Source organism: Mycobacterium hubeiense, from assembly GCF_002838065.1.
GTDB lineage: Bacteria > Actinomycetota > Actinomycetes > Mycobacteriales > Mycobacteriaceae > Mycobacterium > Mycobacterium hubeiense.
Genome location: NZ_PIZU01000017.1, coordinates 1 through 15,502, shown reverse-complemented (window position 1 = coordinate 15,502; position 15,502 = coordinate 1). Strand labels below are relative to the sequence as shown.

The window sequence follows — 15,502 nt, the reverse complement described above, 5'->3', positions numbered from 1 at the left end:
CTGACTATATTAATCAGGATTCCTTACGAACGGGAGGCCCTGATGGAAGCCGACGACATCTGGCGTCATATCGACGAGCAGCGATCCGACCTGGCCGACTTCTTGGAGACCCTGACCCCGCAACAGTGGGCGACGCCGTCGCTGTGTACCGGCTGGACGGTGCGCGACGTCGTGGCGCACCTGACTCAGTCGAAGCTGGGCTGGAGGAGACTCCTGGTCGAGGGCCTGCGGTCGGGCTTCCGGTTCAACGCCATGGTGTCGCGGTGTGCGCGCCAAGACACCAGCACGCCCGAGGAGCTCGTCGCCACTTTGCGGTCCATGGTCGGGTCGCGGCGTAAACCACCGGGAACGGCCGTCGTCGACCCGCTGATGGACACCCTGGTGCACGGCCAGGACATCGCCATCCCATTGGGTGTGTCACGCTCGATGCCGGTCCCGCTCGCCGTGCTCGCCGCCGAACGGCTCTGGACCATGGGATTTCCCTTCAACGCCAAGCGCCGCTTCCGCGGCACCAAGCTCACCGCCACCGATGCGGATTTCTCGGTGGGCACGGGGCAGGAGATCAAGGCGCCGATCCAGGACATCGTCCTGACGCTGGCCGGCCGCGAAACTGCATTCCGGCAGATAAAGAGCGAGTAGAGGCCTGCCGGAACGCAATCTCGAGGCGGAATAGCTGCGTCAACTCGCGCGTTTAGGCCCTTGGCGGTTGAGCTGGCATAATGGACCGCTGCCCCTCGGTTCCGGTTCACGCCCGATACGGGCGACCCGGCGGCCAACGATCGAAGAGGACACCAATGAAATCGGGTATTCACCCTGACTACGTAGAGACCACCGTGATCTGCGGTTGTGGCAACACGTTCACCACCCGCAGCACGAAGAAGAGCGGCCAGATCCACGTGGAGGTCTGCTCGCAGTGCCACCCGTTCTACACGGGCAAGCAGAAAATCCTCGACAGCGGCGGCCGGGTGGCCCGCTTCGAGAAGCGCTACGGCAAGCGCAAGGCTGCCGACAAGGCCGCCGAGAAGGCCGCCACCGACAACTAGCTGGCTTACCGACGCCCGCTCTTGCGCCTATGCGCAGGCCGGGCGTCGGTTTGCGTTTACGGGAAGAAGGTCGACATGACGGACACAGCGCCGGCGATCGATGCGGTGCTGGCCGAGCATGCCGACCTCGAAACGAGGCTATCCGACCCGAACCTGCACTCCGACGCCGCCAAGGCCCGCAAGGTCGGACGACGCTTCGCGCAGCTGGCGCCCATCGTCGCCACCTACCGCAAGCTCGAGGCCGCCCGCGGCGACCTGGAGGCGGCCCGGGAACTGGCCGCCGACGACGAATCCTTCGCCGCCGAAGTACCCGAGCTGGAGGCCAAGGTCGATGAGCTCGACACCCAGCTGACCGACCTGCTCGCCCCGCGCGACCCGCACGACGCCGACGACATCGTGCTGGAGGTGAAGTCCGGCGAGGGTGGCGAAGAGTCGGCGCTGTTCGCCGCCGACCTGGCCCGCATGTACATCCGCTACGCCGAGCGTCACGGCTGGACCGTGACCGTGCTCGACGAGACGCATTCGGATCTCGGCGGCTACAAGGACGCGACGTTGTCGATCCGCAGCAAGGGCGATTCCGCCGACGGGGTGTGGTCACGGCTGAAGTTCGAAGGCGGCGTGCACCGCGTGCAGCGCGTCCCCGTCACCGAATCGCAAGGGCGAGTGCACACTTCGGCGGCCGGCGTCCTGGTCTATCCCGAGCCCGAGGAAGTCGAGCAGGTGCAGATCGACGAATCCGATTTGCGCATCGACGTTTACCGCTCCTCAGGCAAGGGCGGCCAAGGCGTCAACACAACCGACTCCGCGGTGCGCATCACGCACCTGCCCACCGGCATCGTCGTCACCTGCCAGAACGAACGCAGCCAGCTGCAGAACAAGATCCGGGCCATGCAGGTGCTGGCCGCTCGACTCCAGGCGATGGCCGAGGAGCAGGCGCTGGCCGAGGCATCCGCCGACCGGGCCAGCCAGATTCGCACCGTCGACCGTAGTGAGCGCATCCGCACCTACAACTTCCCGGAGAACCGGATCGCCGACCACCGCATCAATTACAAGGCACACAATCTCGACCAGGTGCTCGACGGCGACATGGACGCGCTCCTGGACGCGTTGGCCGCTGCCGACAAACAGGCCAGGTTGCAGCAAGCATGACCCGACTCCGCCACGTGATCGACGCCGCCGCGGTGGCATTGGCCGAGGCGGGAGTCAACTCGCCGCGCGCCGACGCCGAACTCCTGGCGGCGCACGCGGCCGGCACGGATCGGGGGCGGCTGGCGTTCGCCGATGTCGACCCCGAATTCGGCGATCGCTACGAAGGCCTGGTCGCCCAGCGGGCCAGTCGCGTTCCGCTGCAACACCTCACCGGCACAGCGGCATTCGGCCCGGTGACGGTGGCGGTGGGTCCTGGCGTGTTCGTGCCCCGGCCGGAAACCGAGGCGATGCTGGAATGGGCTGTGCCACAAGACCTGCCGAAGAACCCGTTGATCGTCGACCTGTGCACGGGCTCCGGCGCGTTGGCGCTCGCGCTCGCCAAGAATTGGCCCGACGCACGCGTCGTCGCCGTAGATGACTCGGACACCGCGCTCGACTACGCCCGCCGCAACACCGCCGGGACGCAGGTGGAGCTCGTGCGGGCCGATGTGACGGAGCCGCATCTGCTGGGCGACCTCAACGGCCGCGTCGATCTGCTCGTCGCCAACCCGCCGTACATCCCCGACGGCGCACAACTGGAACCCGAAGTGGCCCAATATGATCCGCCGCATGCACTGTACGGTGGGCCCGACGGGATGACGGTCGTCGACGCCATCGCGGTAGCTGCAGCGCGGCTGCTGACCATAGGCGGTCGCTGCGCCGTCGAGCACGACGACACCACCTCGGTCCGCACCGTCGTAGCCTTCACGCGCACAAGCCACTTCGATGAGGTCACGCCGCATCGCGACCTCGCCGGCCGCCCCCGGTTCGTGACCGCCAGGAGGGTGTCGTGACAGAACTCTTCGACTGCACCGACCCTGACCAGCGGGCCACCGGCATCGCGTCGGCGATCAGCGCGCTCAAAGGCGGCCGCCTGGTCGTGCTGCCCACCGACACCGTCTACGGCATCGGCGCCGACGCCTTCGACAACACCGCGGTCGCCGCGCTGCTCGCCGCCAAGGGCCGCGGCCGCGATATGCCCGTTCCGGTGCTGGTCGGGTCGTGGCACACCATCGACGGCCTCGTCTACAACGTGCCCAACGCCGCCCGCGAGCTGATTCAAGCGTTCTGGCCCGGGGCGCTCACCCTGGTGGTGCGCCAAGCACCGTCGCTGCACTGGGATCTCGGCGACGCACACGGCACCGTGGCGCTGCGCATGCCGCTTCACCCGGTCGCCATCGAACTGCTCCGCGACGTCGGCCCGATGGCGGTGTCCAGCGCCAACATCTCCGGGCAGCCCGCCGCCGTCACCGCGGCCGAAGCCCGTGAGCAACTCGGCGATCGCGTCGAGGTCTATCTGGACGCCGGACCGGCCGCGCAGCAGGCTGCGTCGACGATCGTCGACCTCACCGGCGCGCATCCGCGCATCCTGCGGACAGGTCCGATCAGCGCGGAATCGATCGCCGAAGTTCTTGGTGTTGACCCCGCGACGCTGACCGACTGAGCCCAGCATGGTGGCGTACGGTTCACCGTGATGACGGCCCAGCAGTATCTTGCGCTGACCGATCAAGGTGCGGGCGTCCCGCTGCGTGAACTCGCGCTGGTCGGCCTCACCGCAGCGGCTATCACGTATTTCGCCACCGGCTGGGTGCGCGTGCTGGCCACCCGGCTGGGTGCCGTGGCATACCCGCGCGACCGCGATGTGCACACGTTGCCGACCCCACGCATGGGCGGGCTGGCCATGTATGTCGGTGTGGTGGGCGCGGTTTTGTTGGCTTCGCAGCTGCCGGCGTTGACCCGAGGCTTCGTGTACTCCACCGGGCTGCCCGCGGTCGTCGTCGCGGGCGGGCTGATCATGGCGATCGGCCTGATCGACGACCGCTGGGGCCTCGATGCGCTGACCAAGTTCGCGGGCCAGATCACCGCCGCGAGTGTGCTCGTCACCATGGGCGTCGCGTGGAGCGTGCTCTACATCCCGATCGGCGGGGTCGGCACCATCGTGCTCGACCAGGTGTCGTCCATCCTGCTCACGCTGGCGCTGACGGTGTCGATCGTGAACGCCATGAACTTCGTCGACGGCCTGGACGGCCTTGCGGCGGGGTTGGGACTGATCACCGCGTCGGCCATCTGCATCTTCTCCGTCGGCCTGCTGCGCGACCACGGCGGCGACGTGCTCTTCTACCCGCCCGCGGTGATCTCGGTGGTGCTGGCCGGGGCATGCCTGGGCTTTCTGCCGCACAATTTCCACCGCGCGAAGATTTTCATGGGCGACTCCGGCTCGATGCTGATCGGGCTGATGCTGTCGGCGGCGTCCACCACCGCGGCCGGCCCGATCTCGCAAACTGCGTACGGGGCGCGTGACGTCTTTGCGTTGCTGTCGCCGTTCCTGCTCGTCGTCGCGGTGATGCTGGTGCCGGCCCTGGACACCTTGCTGGCGATCGTCCGGCGCACCCGCGCCGGGCGCAGTCCGCTCAGTCCCGACAAGATGCATCTGCACCATCGGCTGCTGCAGATCGGTCACTCGCATCGCCGCGCGGTGCTGCTGATCTATCTCTGGGTCGGGATCATCGCATTCGGCGCCGCCAGCACGATTTTCGTCGACCCGCGCTACACCGGCGCGGTCATGCTGGCCGCGATTCTGGTCGCGATTGTGGCGACACTGATCCCGCTTCTGCGTCGCGACGACGAGCTGTACGACGAGGAGTAGTAGGTCGGTCTACCGTGTGGTACGGTGCTGGCAGAACCCGAAAAACCTCGCGGGTTGCCGGCCCTCCGGGCCGCCGGCGCAGAGCCGGCCGGCACGGACAAACGACCGACAAAGGGAGCTACCCCTTGGGTGATTCCACCGCGCTTGTCGCCCTCCGATACGCTCGGCAGGCCACGCACAGAATCATCTGGGAGAACTCCTCTGACCGCGGGATTGAGGTGAAGCAGTGACGACGCCAGCGCAAGACGCGCCGTTGGTGTTTCCGTCCGTTGCTTTCAGGCCGTTGCGCCTGCTCGCAATCTGTGTAGTTCTTGCCGGCTTGGTGACCCTTGGTGCCGGACTCATGGGTTATCCGATGGTCGGGGTTTTCTTCGGAATCGGACTCGCGCTGGGTTTGCTCAACGCGATCCTGATCCAGCGGGCGGTGGAGTCGATCACCGCCGACGCGCATCCGCTGAAGCGCAAGATGGCGCTGAACTCCGCGACGCGACTGTTGGTGATGACGGTCATCGGGCTGACCATCGCATTCATCTTCCGGCCGCAGGGGCTGGGCGTCGTGTTCGGCATGGCGCTGTTCCAGGTCGTGCTGGTGGTGTCCACCGCGCTGCCGGTGATGAAAAAGCTGAAGGCTAACGGAGTCGAAGAGGCACAGCAATGAGCGAGACGATCCTGGCCGAAGCCGCCATCCAGGTCGGCCACCACACCGAGGCGCACTGGTTCGGGCTGACGGTCAACACCGACACGGTGCTGGCGACGGCGATCGCAGCGGTGATCGTCATTGCGCTGGCATTCTTCTTGCGCGCCAAGGTCACATCGACCGGCGTGCCCAGTGGTGTGCAGCTGTTCTGGGAAGCCATCACCACCCAGCTGCGCAATCAGATCGAGACGGCGATCGGCATGAAGATCGCACCGTTCGTGCTGCCGCTGGCCGTGACACTCTTCGTCTTCATCCTGGTGGCCAACTGGCTTTCGGTGCTACCCGTGCAGTACAAGGACTCCACCGGCGCCGTGCACGAGCTGTTGAAACCGCCTGCCTCCGATATCAATTTCGTGTTGGCGCTCGCACTGTTCGTGTTCATCTGCTACCACGCCGCCGGCGTCTGGCGCCGCGGCATCGTCGGGCACCCGGTCAAGCTGATGAAGGGTCACGTCGCGTTCCTGGCGCCGATCAACCTCGTCGAAGAGATCGCCAAGCCGATCTCGTTGTCACTCCGACTTTTCGGCAACATCTTCGCGGGCGGCATCCTGGTGGCGCTGATCGCGATGTTCCCGCCGTGGATCATGTGGGCACCCAATGCAATCTGGAAGAGCTTCGACTTGTTCGTCGGCGCCATCCAGGCGTTCATCTTCGCCCTGCTGACGATCTTGTACTTCAGCCAGTCGATGGAACTGGATGAGGAGCACCACTAGCCAGCTACCGCAATCGATGCTCGACCCACGTCCTGGCAGGACGCCTGCCAGTTATCAAGGAGGATAAGGAATGGATCCCACTATCGCTGCCGGCGCGCTCATCGGCGGTGGACTCATCATGGCCGGCGGTGCTATCGGCGCCGGTATCGGTGACGGTATCGCCGGTAACGCGTTGATCGCTGGCATCGCGCGGCAGCCTGAGGCCCAGGGCCGACTCTTCACGCCGTTCTTCATCACGGTCGGTCTGGTCGAGGCGGCGTACTTCATCAACCTGGCGTTCATGGCGCTGTTCGTGTTCGCCACGCCGGTTGCATAGTCAGCTTGGTTACCGAAGCCATGGTTGATCTCGCCACGTCGGTTCTCTCCCGAGAAATCCTCGCGGCCGAAGAAGGTGGGCAGAGTAACTTCCTGCTGCCCAACGGCACCTTCTTCTTCGTGCTGATCATCTTCCTGATCGTGCTCGGCGTGATCGGCAAATGGGTCGTGCCACCCATTTCCAAGGTGCTGCACGAACGCGAAGCCATGGTGAAGCAGACCGTCGAGGACAGCAGGAAGGCGGCAGAGCAGTTCTCGGCCGCCGACAAAGACTATGAAGCAGAAATGGCCAAGGCGCGCAGCGAAGCCTCGGGGCTTCGCGACGAGGCTCGAGCGGAAGGCCGCAAGATCCTCGAAGACATGCGTGGCCGGGCCGGCGAAGAAGTGGCAGCGACGTTGCAGAAGGCCTCCGAGGAACTGAAGCAGCAATCCGATGCCATCGAAGGTGACTTGCGGTCGTCGGTGGAGACGCTGTCGGCGACGCTGGCCAGCCGCGTGCTGGGCGTCGAGGTCACCGGCGCGAAAAGCGCTGCGGCAACGTCTGCTTCGGGACGGTAGGTCATGTCGACATTCATTGGTCAGCTCGTCGGGTTCGCGGTCATCGCGTTCCTGGTGATCCGCTTCGTGGTACCGCCGGTGCGGCGCCTGATGGCGGCGCAGCAGGACACCGTGCGCAGGCAGTTGGAGGAAAGCGCCGAAGCCAAGAAGAAACTGGCCGAGGCCGAGACAGCGCACGAAAAGGCCGTGGAGCAAGCCAAGTCCGAGGCCAAGCGGGTGACCGAAGAGGCGCGGGTGGACGCCGAGCGCATCGTCGAACAGCTGCGCACCCAAGCCGATGCCGAGGTTGAGCGCATCAAAGTGCAAGGCGCTCAGCAGGTTCAGCTGCTTCGTGCCCAGCTGATCCGCCAGCTGCGCGGTGATCTCGGCGTCGAATCCGTCAATCGCGCAGCCCGGTTGGTGCGTGAGCACGTGTCGGATCCCGACTCGCGGTCGGCAACCGTCGACCGTTTCCTCGACGAGCTCGAGGCGATGGCACCGTCGGAGGCGGTCATCGTCGACCCGGTGACGGCACGGCTGCGATCAGCCAGCCGGGAATCGCTTGCGGCACTGGTCGGCAAGTTCGACGAACTGACGGCGGACCTGGGACCCGACCAATTGTCGGCGGTGGCAGACGATCTGGCCTCGGTGGCCAAACTGCTGGCGGGTGAAACCGTTCTCACCCGCCACCTCGCGGATCCCGCCGACAATCCCGAGCCGAAGCTGGGCCTGCTGGAGACCCTGCTGGCGGGCAAGATCGGCGACACCGCGATGGACATCCTCAAGGCCGCCGTCTCGGGCCGCTGGTCCAGCGACTCAAACCTCGTCGATGCCGTGGAGCACGTCGCGCGGCTGGCCCTGCTGGTGCGCGCGGAACGCGAAGGTGTCGCCGCCGAGGTGGAAGAGCAGCTGTTCCGGTTCGGGCGCGTCCTGGACTCGCAGCCGCGGCTGGCCACGCTGCTGGGCGATTACACCGCCCCGGCGGCCGGGCGGGTCAAGCTGCTCAACGATGTGCTGGAGCGCGGGACCGAGGTGAATCCGACGACGGCGCAACTGCTTTCGCAGGCCGTCGAACTGCTCCGCGGCGAGCGCGCCGACGATGCGGTGCTCGACCTCGCCGAACTCGCAGTGGCACGCCGCGGCGAAGTGGTGGCGCACGTCAGCGCGGCCGCGGACCTCAGCGATGCGCAGCGGACCCGACTGACCGAGGTGCTGTCCCGCATCTACGGCCACCCGGTCTCGGTGCAGCTGCAGATCAACCCCGAATTGCTCGGCGGCCTCAACATCGCCGTCGGCGACGAGATCATCGACGGCACCCTGTCGTCCAAACTGGCCGCCGCGGAAACAAAGTTGCCGGACTGACCCCACGCAATAACAAGACCTAGACCCGAAGCAGGAAGACGAAAAGCCATGGCAGAGTTGACTATCTCCGCTGACGACATCCAAGGTGCAATCGAGGATTACGTCTCCGGTTTCACCACCGACACCGCTCGGGAAGAGATCGGCACCGTTATCGACGCCGGCGACGGCATTGCGCACGTCGAGGGCCTGCCCTCGGTGATGACGCAGGAACTGCTCGAGTTCCCCGGCGGGGTGCTCGGTGTCGCGCTGAACCTCGACGAGCACAGCGTCGGCGCCGTGATCCTCGGCGACTTCGAGAAGATCGAAGAGGGCCAGCAGGTCAAGCGCACCGGCGAGGTGCTGTCGGTCCCGGTGGGTGACGGCTTCCTCGGCCGCGTGGTCAACCCGCTGGGCCAGCCGATCGACGGCCGCGGCGACATCGAAGGCTCCGAGCGTCGCGCCCTGGAGATCCAGGCGCCGTCGGTGGTGCAGCGCCAGGGCGTGAAAGAGCCGCTGCAGACCGGCATCAAGGCCATCGACTCGATGACCCCGATCGGTCGCGGCCAGCGCCAGCTGATCATCGGCGACCGCAAGACCGGCAAGACCGCCGTCTGCGTCGACACCATCCTCAACCAGCGGCAGAACTGGGAGACCGGCGATCCCAAGCAGCAGGTGCGCTGCGTGTATGTGGCGATCGGCCAGAAGGGCACCACGATCGCCGCCGTGCACCGCGCGCTCGAAGAGGGCGGCGCGATGGACTACACCACCATCGTCGCCGCACCGGCTTCGGACTCCGCCGGCTTCAAATGGCTTGCGCCCTACACGGGTTCGGCCATCGGACAGCACTGGATGTACGACGGCAAGCACGTGCTGATCGTCTTTGACGACCTGTCCAAGCAGGCCGAGGCGTACCGCGCCATCTCGCTGCTGCTGCGCCGCCCGCCGGGCCGCGAGGCGTACCCCGGTGACGTGTTCTACCTGCACTCGCGGCTGCTGGAACGCTGCGCGAAGCTGTCCGACGAACTCGGCGGCGGCTCGCTGACCGGTCTGCCGATCATCGAGACCAAGGCCAACGACATCTCGGCCTACATCCCGACCAACGTCATCTCGATCACCGACGGCCAGTGCTTCCTGGAGACCGACCTGTTCAACCAGGGTGTGCGCCCGGCCATCAACGTCGGTGTGTCGGTGTCCCGCGTGGGTGGCGCCGCGCAGATCAAGGCGATGAAGGATGTGGCCGGCTCGCTGCGACTCGATCTGTCGCAGTACCGCGAGCTGGAGGCGTTCGCCGCGTTCGCCTCCGATCTGGACGCCACCTCGAAGGCGCAGCTGGAGCGTGGCGCTCGGCTGGTCGAGTTGCTCAAGCAGCCGCAGTACCACCCGCTGCCCGTCGAGGAGCAGGTGGTGTCGATCTTCCTCGGCACCGAGGGGCATCTGGATTCCGTGCCCGTCGAGGACGTCAGCCGTTTCGAATCCGAATTCCTCGACCACATGCGGGCATCCGAGCCCGACATGCTCAAGGAGATCCGCGAGAGCAAGAAGCTGTCCGACGAGGCCAGCGAGAAGCTCGTCGAGGTCATCAACCAGTTCAAGAAGGGCTTCTCGGCGACGGGCGGCGGCTCGGTCGTGCCCGATGAGCACGTCGAGGCGCTGGACGAAGAAGAGCTCGGCAAGGAAGCGGTGAAGGTACGCAAGCCTGCACCGAAGAAGAAGTAAGAAGCAATGGCTGCCACACTTCGCGAACTGCGCGGACGGATCCGCTCCGCTGGGTCGATCAAGAAGATCACCAAGGCCCAGGAGCTGATCGCGACGTCGCGCATCGGCAGGGCGCAGAACCGCCTGGAGGCGGCGCGGCCCTACGCCTTTGAGATCACCTCCATGTTGACCACGCTGGCTGCCGAGGCCGCGCTGGACCATCCGCTGCTCGTCGAGCGCGAGGAGCCCAAGCGGGCCGGCGTGCTGGTGGTGACGTCCGATCGTGGTCTGTGTGGCGCGTACAACTCCAGCGTGTTCCGCCGCGCCGAAGAGCTGTTCTCTCTGCTGCGGGGAGAAGGCAAGACGCCGATCCTGTACACGGTCGGGCGTAAGGCGTTGAACTACTACAGGTTCCGCAACTGGAAGATCACCGAGTCGTGGAGCGGCTTCTCGGAGCAGCCCAGCTACGAGAACGCCCGCGAGATCGGCTCCACACTGGTGGACACGTTCCTGTCGGGCGCCGACGACACCGGCGACGACCCGGGCCCTGACGGCATTCTCGGCGTCGACGAATTGCACATCGTCTACACGGAATTCAAGTCGATGATGTCGCAATCGGCTGTCGCACACCGGATCGCGCCGATGGTGGTGGAGTACGTCGAAGAAGAGACCGGACCTCGCACGCTGTACTCGTTCGAGCCCGACGCGACCGAACTATTCGAGGCCCTGCTGCCGCGCTACCTGACCACCCGCGTATACGCGGCGCTGTTGGAGTCCGCGGCATCGGAATTGGCGTCGCGCCAGCGGGCGATGAAATCGGCCACCGATAACGCCGACGACCTCATCAAGGCCCTCACGTTGGAGGCCAACCGCGAGCGGCAGGCCCAGATCACCCAGGAAATCAGCGAAATCGTCGGTGGTGCAAACGCACTCGCCGACGCCCGATAAGCCCCGTAGGAAGCGAAGAAGAATATGACTGCTACCGCCGAAAAGCCGGCCACCAAGAACAGCAAGGACACCAGCGGCCGCGTGGTACGCGTCACCGGTCCGGTCGTCGACGTCGAATTCCCCCGGGGCGCAGTGCCGGAGTTGTTCAACGCGCTGCACGTCGATGTCACCTTCAAGGATCTGGCGAAGACGCTGACGCTGGAAGTCGCACAGCACCTGGGCGACAACCTGGTGCGGTGCATCTCGCTGCAGCCGACCGACGGCCTGGTGCGCGGCGTCGAGGTCACCGACACCGGTGACTCGATCTCCGTGCCGGTCGGCGACGGCGTCAAGGGCCACGTGTTCAACGCGCTCGGTGACTGCCTCGACGATCCCGGCTACGGCAAGGACTTCGAGAAGTGGTCCATCCACCGCAAGCCGCCGGCCTTCGATGAACTGGAACCCCGCACCGAGATGTTGGAGACCGGCCTGAAGGTCGTCGACCTGCTCACGCCATATGTGCGCGGCGGCAAGATCGCCCTGTTCGGTGGCGCCGGCGTCGGCAAGACGGTGTTGATCCAGGAGATGATCAACCGCATCGCCCGCAACTTCGGTGGTACGTCGGTGTTCGCCGGGGTGGGTGAGCGCACCCGCGAGGGCAACGACCTGTGGGTCGAGCTCGCCGAGGCGGACGTGCTCAAGGACACCGCGCTGGTGTTCGGCCAGATGGACGAGCCGCCGGGTACCCGTATGCGCGTTGCCCTTTCAGCGCTGACGATGGCCGAGTACTTCCGCGACGAGCAGGGTCAGGACGTGCTTCTGTTCATCGACAACATCTTCCGGTTCACCCAGGCCGGTTCTGAGGTCTCGACGCTGCTGGGCCGCATGCCGTCCGCGGTGGGTTACCAGCCCACACTCGCCGACGAGATGGGTGAGCTGCAGGAGCGCATCACCTCGACGCGTGGTCGCTCCATCACCTCGATGCAGGCCGTGTACGTGCCCGCCGACGACTACACCGACCCGGCGCCGGCGACCACGTTTGCGCACCTGGACGCGACGACGGAGCTGTCCCGTGCGGTGTTCTCGAAGGGCATCTTCCCGGCGGTGGACCCGCTGGCGTCCTCCTCGACGATCCTCGACCCGAGCATCGTGGGCGACGAGCACTACCGCGTCGCGCAGGAAGTCATCCGAATCCTGCAGCGGTACAAGGACCTTCAGGACATCATCGCGATTCTCGGTATCGACGAGCTGTCCGAAGAGGACAAGCAGTTGGTGAACCGGGCGCGGCGTATCGAGCGCTTCCTGAGCCAGAACATGATGGCGGCCGAGCAGTTCACCGGCCAGCCGGGTTCGACGGTTCCGCTGACAGAAACCATCGAGGCGTTCGACAAGCTCACCAAGGGTGACTTCGACCACCTGCCCGAGCAGGCGTTCTTCCTGATCGGCGGCCTGGACGATCTGGCCAAGAAGGCCGAGAGCCTCGGCGCCAAGCTGTGATTCTCCTCTGCAGCCCGCGAAAGGTGGTGTGACGTGGCGGAATTGGATATCGACATCGTCGCGGTCGATCGAAAGATCTGGTCGGGCAAGGGCACCTTCCTGTTTACCCGCACCACCTCCGGCGAAATCGGCATCCTGCCCAACCACATCCCGCTGGTGGCGCAGCTCGTCGACGACGCAATGGTGCGTGTCGAGCGCGAAGGCGAGAAGGATCTGAGGATCGCGGTGGACGGCGGCTTTCTCTCGGTCACCGAACAGGGCGTCAGCATCCTCGCCGAGACCGCTGAATTCGAGTCGGAGATCGACGAATCCGCTGCCAGGCGCGACGCCGAATCCGACGATCCAGTAACGGCCGCCAAGGGTCGCGCGAGGCTTCGCGCCCTGGGGCAGCTCGACTAGGGTCCGCCGGTGAGCGCGTCCATGATGATCATGGCCGCGCTGGTCGGCGTGCTGCTCCTGGTTGTCCTCGTGCTGTCCTACCGGCTGTGGAAGCTGCGGCAAGTGGGCGGCACGGCCGCGATTCTGCGTGACTATCCCGCGGTCGGCGGACACGGGTGGCGGCACGGTGTAATGCGCTATCGCGGCGGAGAAGCCGGGTTTTATCGGTTGTCGAGCCTGCGGTGGTGGCCTGACCGCCGGCTCAGTCGGCGCGGTCTGGAAATCGTGTCGCGGCGCTCACCGCGCGGCGACGAATTCGACATCATGACCGACGAAATCGTCGTGCTCGAACTTCGCGACACCAGTCCGGATCGCCGCCGTGGTTACGAGGTGGCGCTGGATCGCGGCGCGCTCACCGCATTTCAGTCCTGGCTGGAGTCACGCCCGTCCCCGCGCGCGCGACGGCGCAGCGTCTAACCCGTCCGGCGGGTAGGAGCGAAGCGACTCGGGGAATTATGTCGCGGGACCGCCGGGTTGCCACAGCACGTCGCCGTCGGGGTTGGCCACCCGCGACAGGATGAACAGCAAGTCGGACAAGCGATTCAGGTATTTGGCCGGTAGCACGCTGACCGATTCGGGATGGGCGTCGATGGCGGCCCACGCCGACCGCTCGGCTCGCCGCGCCACCGTGCGGGCCACGTGCAGCAGCGCCGAGAGCGGCGTACCGCCTGGCAGCACAAACGAATTCAGGGCCGGCAGTGGTTCGTTGAACTCATCGCACCACGACTCCAACCGATCGATGTAGGCCTGCGTGATGCGCAGCGGTGGACGCTCGGGATTCTCCACCACCGGAGTAGAAAGATCGGCACCAGCGTCGAAGAGATCGTTCTGAATCTGGCGCAGTACCTTGAGAATTTGCTCACCGGGGTTGCCCAATGCCACCGCCACACCGATCGCCGCATTGGTCTCGTCGCAATCGGCATACGCCGCAAGTCGCAGGTCGTTCTTCGAAACTCGGCTGAAATCACTCAAACCAGTGGTTCCGTCATCGCCTGTGCGGGTATAGATGCGGGTCAGGTGAACAGCCATGGTGAAACCGTACCGGGCTAACTGACACTGGAGTACCTCGCTGTTTACACTAACCCGCGTGAGCGAGCGTTTCGTGGTGACCGGCGGAAACCGGTTGCAGGGCGAAGTTGCTGTCGGGGGGGCCAAGAACAGCGTATTGAAGCTGATGGCGGCCTCGCTCCTGGCGGAGGGCACCAGCACGATTACCAATTGCCCCGACATCCTCGACGTGCCCTTGATGGCCGAGGTCCTGCGCGGGCTGGGTGCCACGGTGGAACTGAACGGCGAAACCGTCCGAATCACCGCGCCGGACGAGCCGAAGTACGACGCGGATTTCGCCGCGGTGCGGCAGTTCCGCGCGTCGGTGTGTGTTCTCGGCCCGTTGGTCGGGCGGTGCAAGCGAGCGAAGGTGGCTTTGCCCGGTGGCGACGCCATCGGATCGCGCCCTCTCGACATGCACCAGGCCGGGCTGCGTCAGCTGGGCGCCAAGTGCAACATCGAGCACGGTTGCGTCGTCGCCGAGGCGGATCACTTGCGGGGCGCGGAAATTCAGCTGGAGTTTCCCTCCGTCGGCGCGACGGAGAACATCCTGATGGCCGCTGTGCTGGCCGAAGGCGTCACCACAATTCACAACGCCGCCCGCGAACCCGACGTCGTCGACCTCTGCACGATGCTCAATCAGATGGGCGCGCAGATCGCCGGCGCCGGCTCCTCCACGCTGACGATCACCGGTGTCGATCGGCTCTATCCGACCGAGCACCGGGTGATCGGCGATCGCATCGTCGCGGCCACCTGGGGCATCGCCGCGGCGATGACCCGCGGCGACATCTCGGTCACCGGCGTCGACCCGCAGCACCTGCAGCTGGTGCTGCACAAGTTGCACGACGCCGGCGCCACCGTCACCCAGGACGACAACGGCTTCCGCGTCGTCCAGTACGAGCGTCCGAAGGCGGTCAACGTCGCGACACTGCCGTTCCCGGGGTTTCCGACCGACCTGCAGCCGATGGCCATCGGCCTGGCCGCGATCGCCGACGGCACGTCGATGATCACCGAAAACGTCTTCGAGGCGCGGTTCCGGTTCGTCGAGGAGATGATCCGGCTGGGCGCCGACGCGCGGACCGACGGCCACCACGCGGTGGTCCGGGGGATCCCGCAGCTGTCGAGCGCGCCGGTGTGGTCGTCGGACATCCGTGCTGGGGCGGGGCTGGTGCTGGCCGGCCTGGTGGCGGACGGAGACACCGAGGTCCACGACGTATTCCACATCGACCGGGGGTATCCGCTGTTCGTGGAGAACCTGGTGAGTTTGGGTGCGGAGATCGAGAGAGTAAGCTCGTAGCAGTACCCACGGCCCCGGCCGAACGGCCGGCGGACGGGGATTGACGTCTCTATTTACATGGAGTACGCTGGCAGGGTTGCCTGCCGAGCGGGTGTGTTGTTTGAGAACTCAATAGTGTGT

18 protein-coding genes are annotated in these 15,502 nt (G+C 65.9%); 17 read left to right on the top strand and 1 reads right to left on the bottom strand.

The genetic code is table 11. The features are described from left to right. The first annotated feature begins 42 nt into the window (after nt 1–42). From CWS39_RS14680 to CWS39_RS14605, 16 genes are all read left to right on the top strand, one after another. Nucleotides 43–639, top strand: coding sequence for a maleylpyruvate isomerase family mycothiol-dependent enzyme (locus CWS39_RS14680; protein ID WP_102143665.1), 597 nt, complete (start codon nt 43–45; stop codon nt 637–639). A gap of 155 nt (nt 640–794) precedes the next feature. Continuing rightward, nucleotides 795–1,043: a 50S ribosomal protein L31 gene (rpmE, locus tag CWS39_RS14675; RefSeq protein WP_102143664.1), complete on the top strand. Its 249-nt coding sequence runs from the start codon at nt 795–797 to the stop codon at nt 1,041–1,043. Nucleotides 1,044–1,118: 75 nt separating this feature from the next. Beyond that, complete coding sequence (prfA, locus tag CWS39_RS14670) at nt 1,119–2,192, top strand: peptide chain release factor 1 (protein WP_102143663.1); 1,074 nt, start codon at nt 1,119–1,121, stop codon at nt 2,190–2,192. Further along, nucleotides 2,189–3,025 carry a peptide chain release factor N(5)-glutamine methyltransferase gene (prmC, locus tag CWS39_RS14665; protein WP_102143662.1) on the top strand — a complete coding sequence of 279 codons (837 nt, stop codon included), beginning with the start codon at nt 2,189–2,191 and terminating at the stop codon, nt 3,023–3,025. The genes prfA and prmC overlap by 4 nt, the downstream gene beginning before the upstream one ends. Then, a complete protein-coding gene (locus CWS39_RS14660; RefSeq protein ID WP_102143661.1) occupies nt 3,022–3,675 on the top strand; it encodes an L-threonylcarbamoyladenylate synthase in 654 nt (217 codons plus the stop codon). The genes prmC and CWS39_RS14660 overlap by 4 nt, the downstream gene beginning before the upstream one ends. A gap of 30 nt (nt 3,676–3,705) precedes the next feature. Then, entirely contained in the window at nt 3,706–4,878 is a 1,173-nt protein-coding gene (locus tag CWS39_RS14655; protein ID WP_102143660.1) for a glycosyltransferase family 4 protein, read from the top strand. Nucleotides 4,879–5,104: 226 nt separating this feature from the next. Continuing rightward, nucleotides 5,105–5,536 carry an ATP synthase subunit I gene (locus CWS39_RS14650; protein ID WP_102143659.1) on the top strand — a complete coding sequence of 144 codons (432 nt, stop codon included), beginning with the start codon at nt 5,105–5,107 and terminating at the stop codon, nt 5,534–5,536. Continuing rightward, entirely contained in the window at nt 5,533–6,288 is a 756-nt protein-coding gene (gene atpB / locus CWS39_RS14645) for a F0F1 ATP synthase subunit A (protein WP_102143658.1), read from the top strand. The genes CWS39_RS14650 and atpB overlap by 4 nt, the downstream gene beginning before the upstream one ends. A gap of 70 nt (nt 6,289–6,358) precedes the next feature. Beyond that, nucleotides 6,359–6,604, top strand: a complete 246-nt coding sequence (locus CWS39_RS14640) for a F0F1 ATP synthase subunit C (RefSeq protein ID WP_011561261.1) — start codon at nt 6,359–6,361, stop codon at nt 6,602–6,604. Between the two features lie 20 nt (nt 6,605–6,624). Continuing rightward, the gene (locus CWS39_RS14635) at nt 6,625–7,161 is read left to right on the top strand and encodes a F0F1 ATP synthase subunit B (protein WP_102143657.1); all 537 of its coding nucleotides are present in this window, start codon (nt 6,625–6,627) and stop codon (nt 7,159–7,161) included. A gap of 3 nt (nt 7,162–7,164) precedes the next feature. Continuing rightward, entirely contained in the window at nt 7,165–8,502 is a 1,338-nt protein-coding gene (locus tag CWS39_RS14630) for a F0F1 ATP synthase subunit B/delta (protein WP_102143656.1), read from the top strand. A gap of 48 nt (nt 8,503–8,550) precedes the next feature. Then, nucleotides 8,551–10,197: a F0F1 ATP synthase subunit alpha gene (atpA, locus tag CWS39_RS14625; protein ID WP_102143655.1), complete on the top strand. Its 1,647-nt coding sequence runs from the start codon at nt 8,551–8,553 to the stop codon at nt 10,195–10,197. Between the two features lie 6 nt (nt 10,198–10,203). Beyond that, nucleotides 10,204–11,124: a F0F1 ATP synthase subunit gamma gene (locus CWS39_RS14620; RefSeq protein WP_102143654.1), complete on the top strand. Its 921-nt coding sequence runs from the start codon at nt 10,204–10,206 to the stop codon at nt 11,122–11,124. Between the two features lie 24 nt (nt 11,125–11,148). Next, nucleotides 11,149–12,600 carry a F0F1 ATP synthase subunit beta gene (gene atpD, locus CWS39_RS14615; RefSeq protein WP_102143653.1) on the top strand — a complete coding sequence of 484 codons (1,452 nt, stop codon included), beginning with the start codon at nt 11,149–11,151 and terminating at the stop codon, nt 12,598–12,600. Nucleotides 12,601–12,633: 33 nt separating this feature from the next. After that, nucleotides 12,634–12,999: a F0F1 ATP synthase subunit epsilon gene (locus CWS39_RS14610; protein WP_102143652.1), complete on the top strand. Its 366-nt coding sequence runs from the start codon at nt 12,634–12,636 to the stop codon at nt 12,997–12,999. A 21-nt stretch (nt 13,000–13,020) separates the two neighbouring features. Beyond that, nucleotides 13,021–13,455 carry a DUF2550 domain-containing protein gene (locus CWS39_RS14605; protein WP_102143651.1) on the top strand — a complete coding sequence of 145 codons (435 nt, stop codon included), beginning with the start codon at nt 13,021–13,023 and terminating at the stop codon, nt 13,453–13,455. A gap of 36 nt (nt 13,456–13,491) precedes the next feature. Here CWS39_RS14605 and CWS39_RS14600 read toward each other — a convergent pair whose 3' ends face one another. Continuing rightward, a complete protein-coding gene (locus CWS39_RS14600) occupies nt 13,492–14,067 on the bottom strand; it encodes a cob(I)yrinic acid a,c-diamide adenosyltransferase (RefSeq protein ID WP_102143650.1) in 576 nt (191 codons plus the stop codon). Between the two features lie 58 nt (nt 14,068–14,125). Between CWS39_RS14600 and murA the strand changes: the two genes are divergently transcribed. Further along, nucleotides 14,126–15,382 carry a UDP-N-acetylglucosamine 1-carboxyvinyltransferase gene (murA, locus tag CWS39_RS14595; protein ID WP_102143649.1) on the top strand — a complete coding sequence of 419 codons (1,257 nt, stop codon included), beginning with the start codon at nt 14,126–14,128 and terminating at the stop codon, nt 15,380–15,382. The last annotated feature ends 120 nt before the right edge of the window (nt 15,383–15,502 follow it).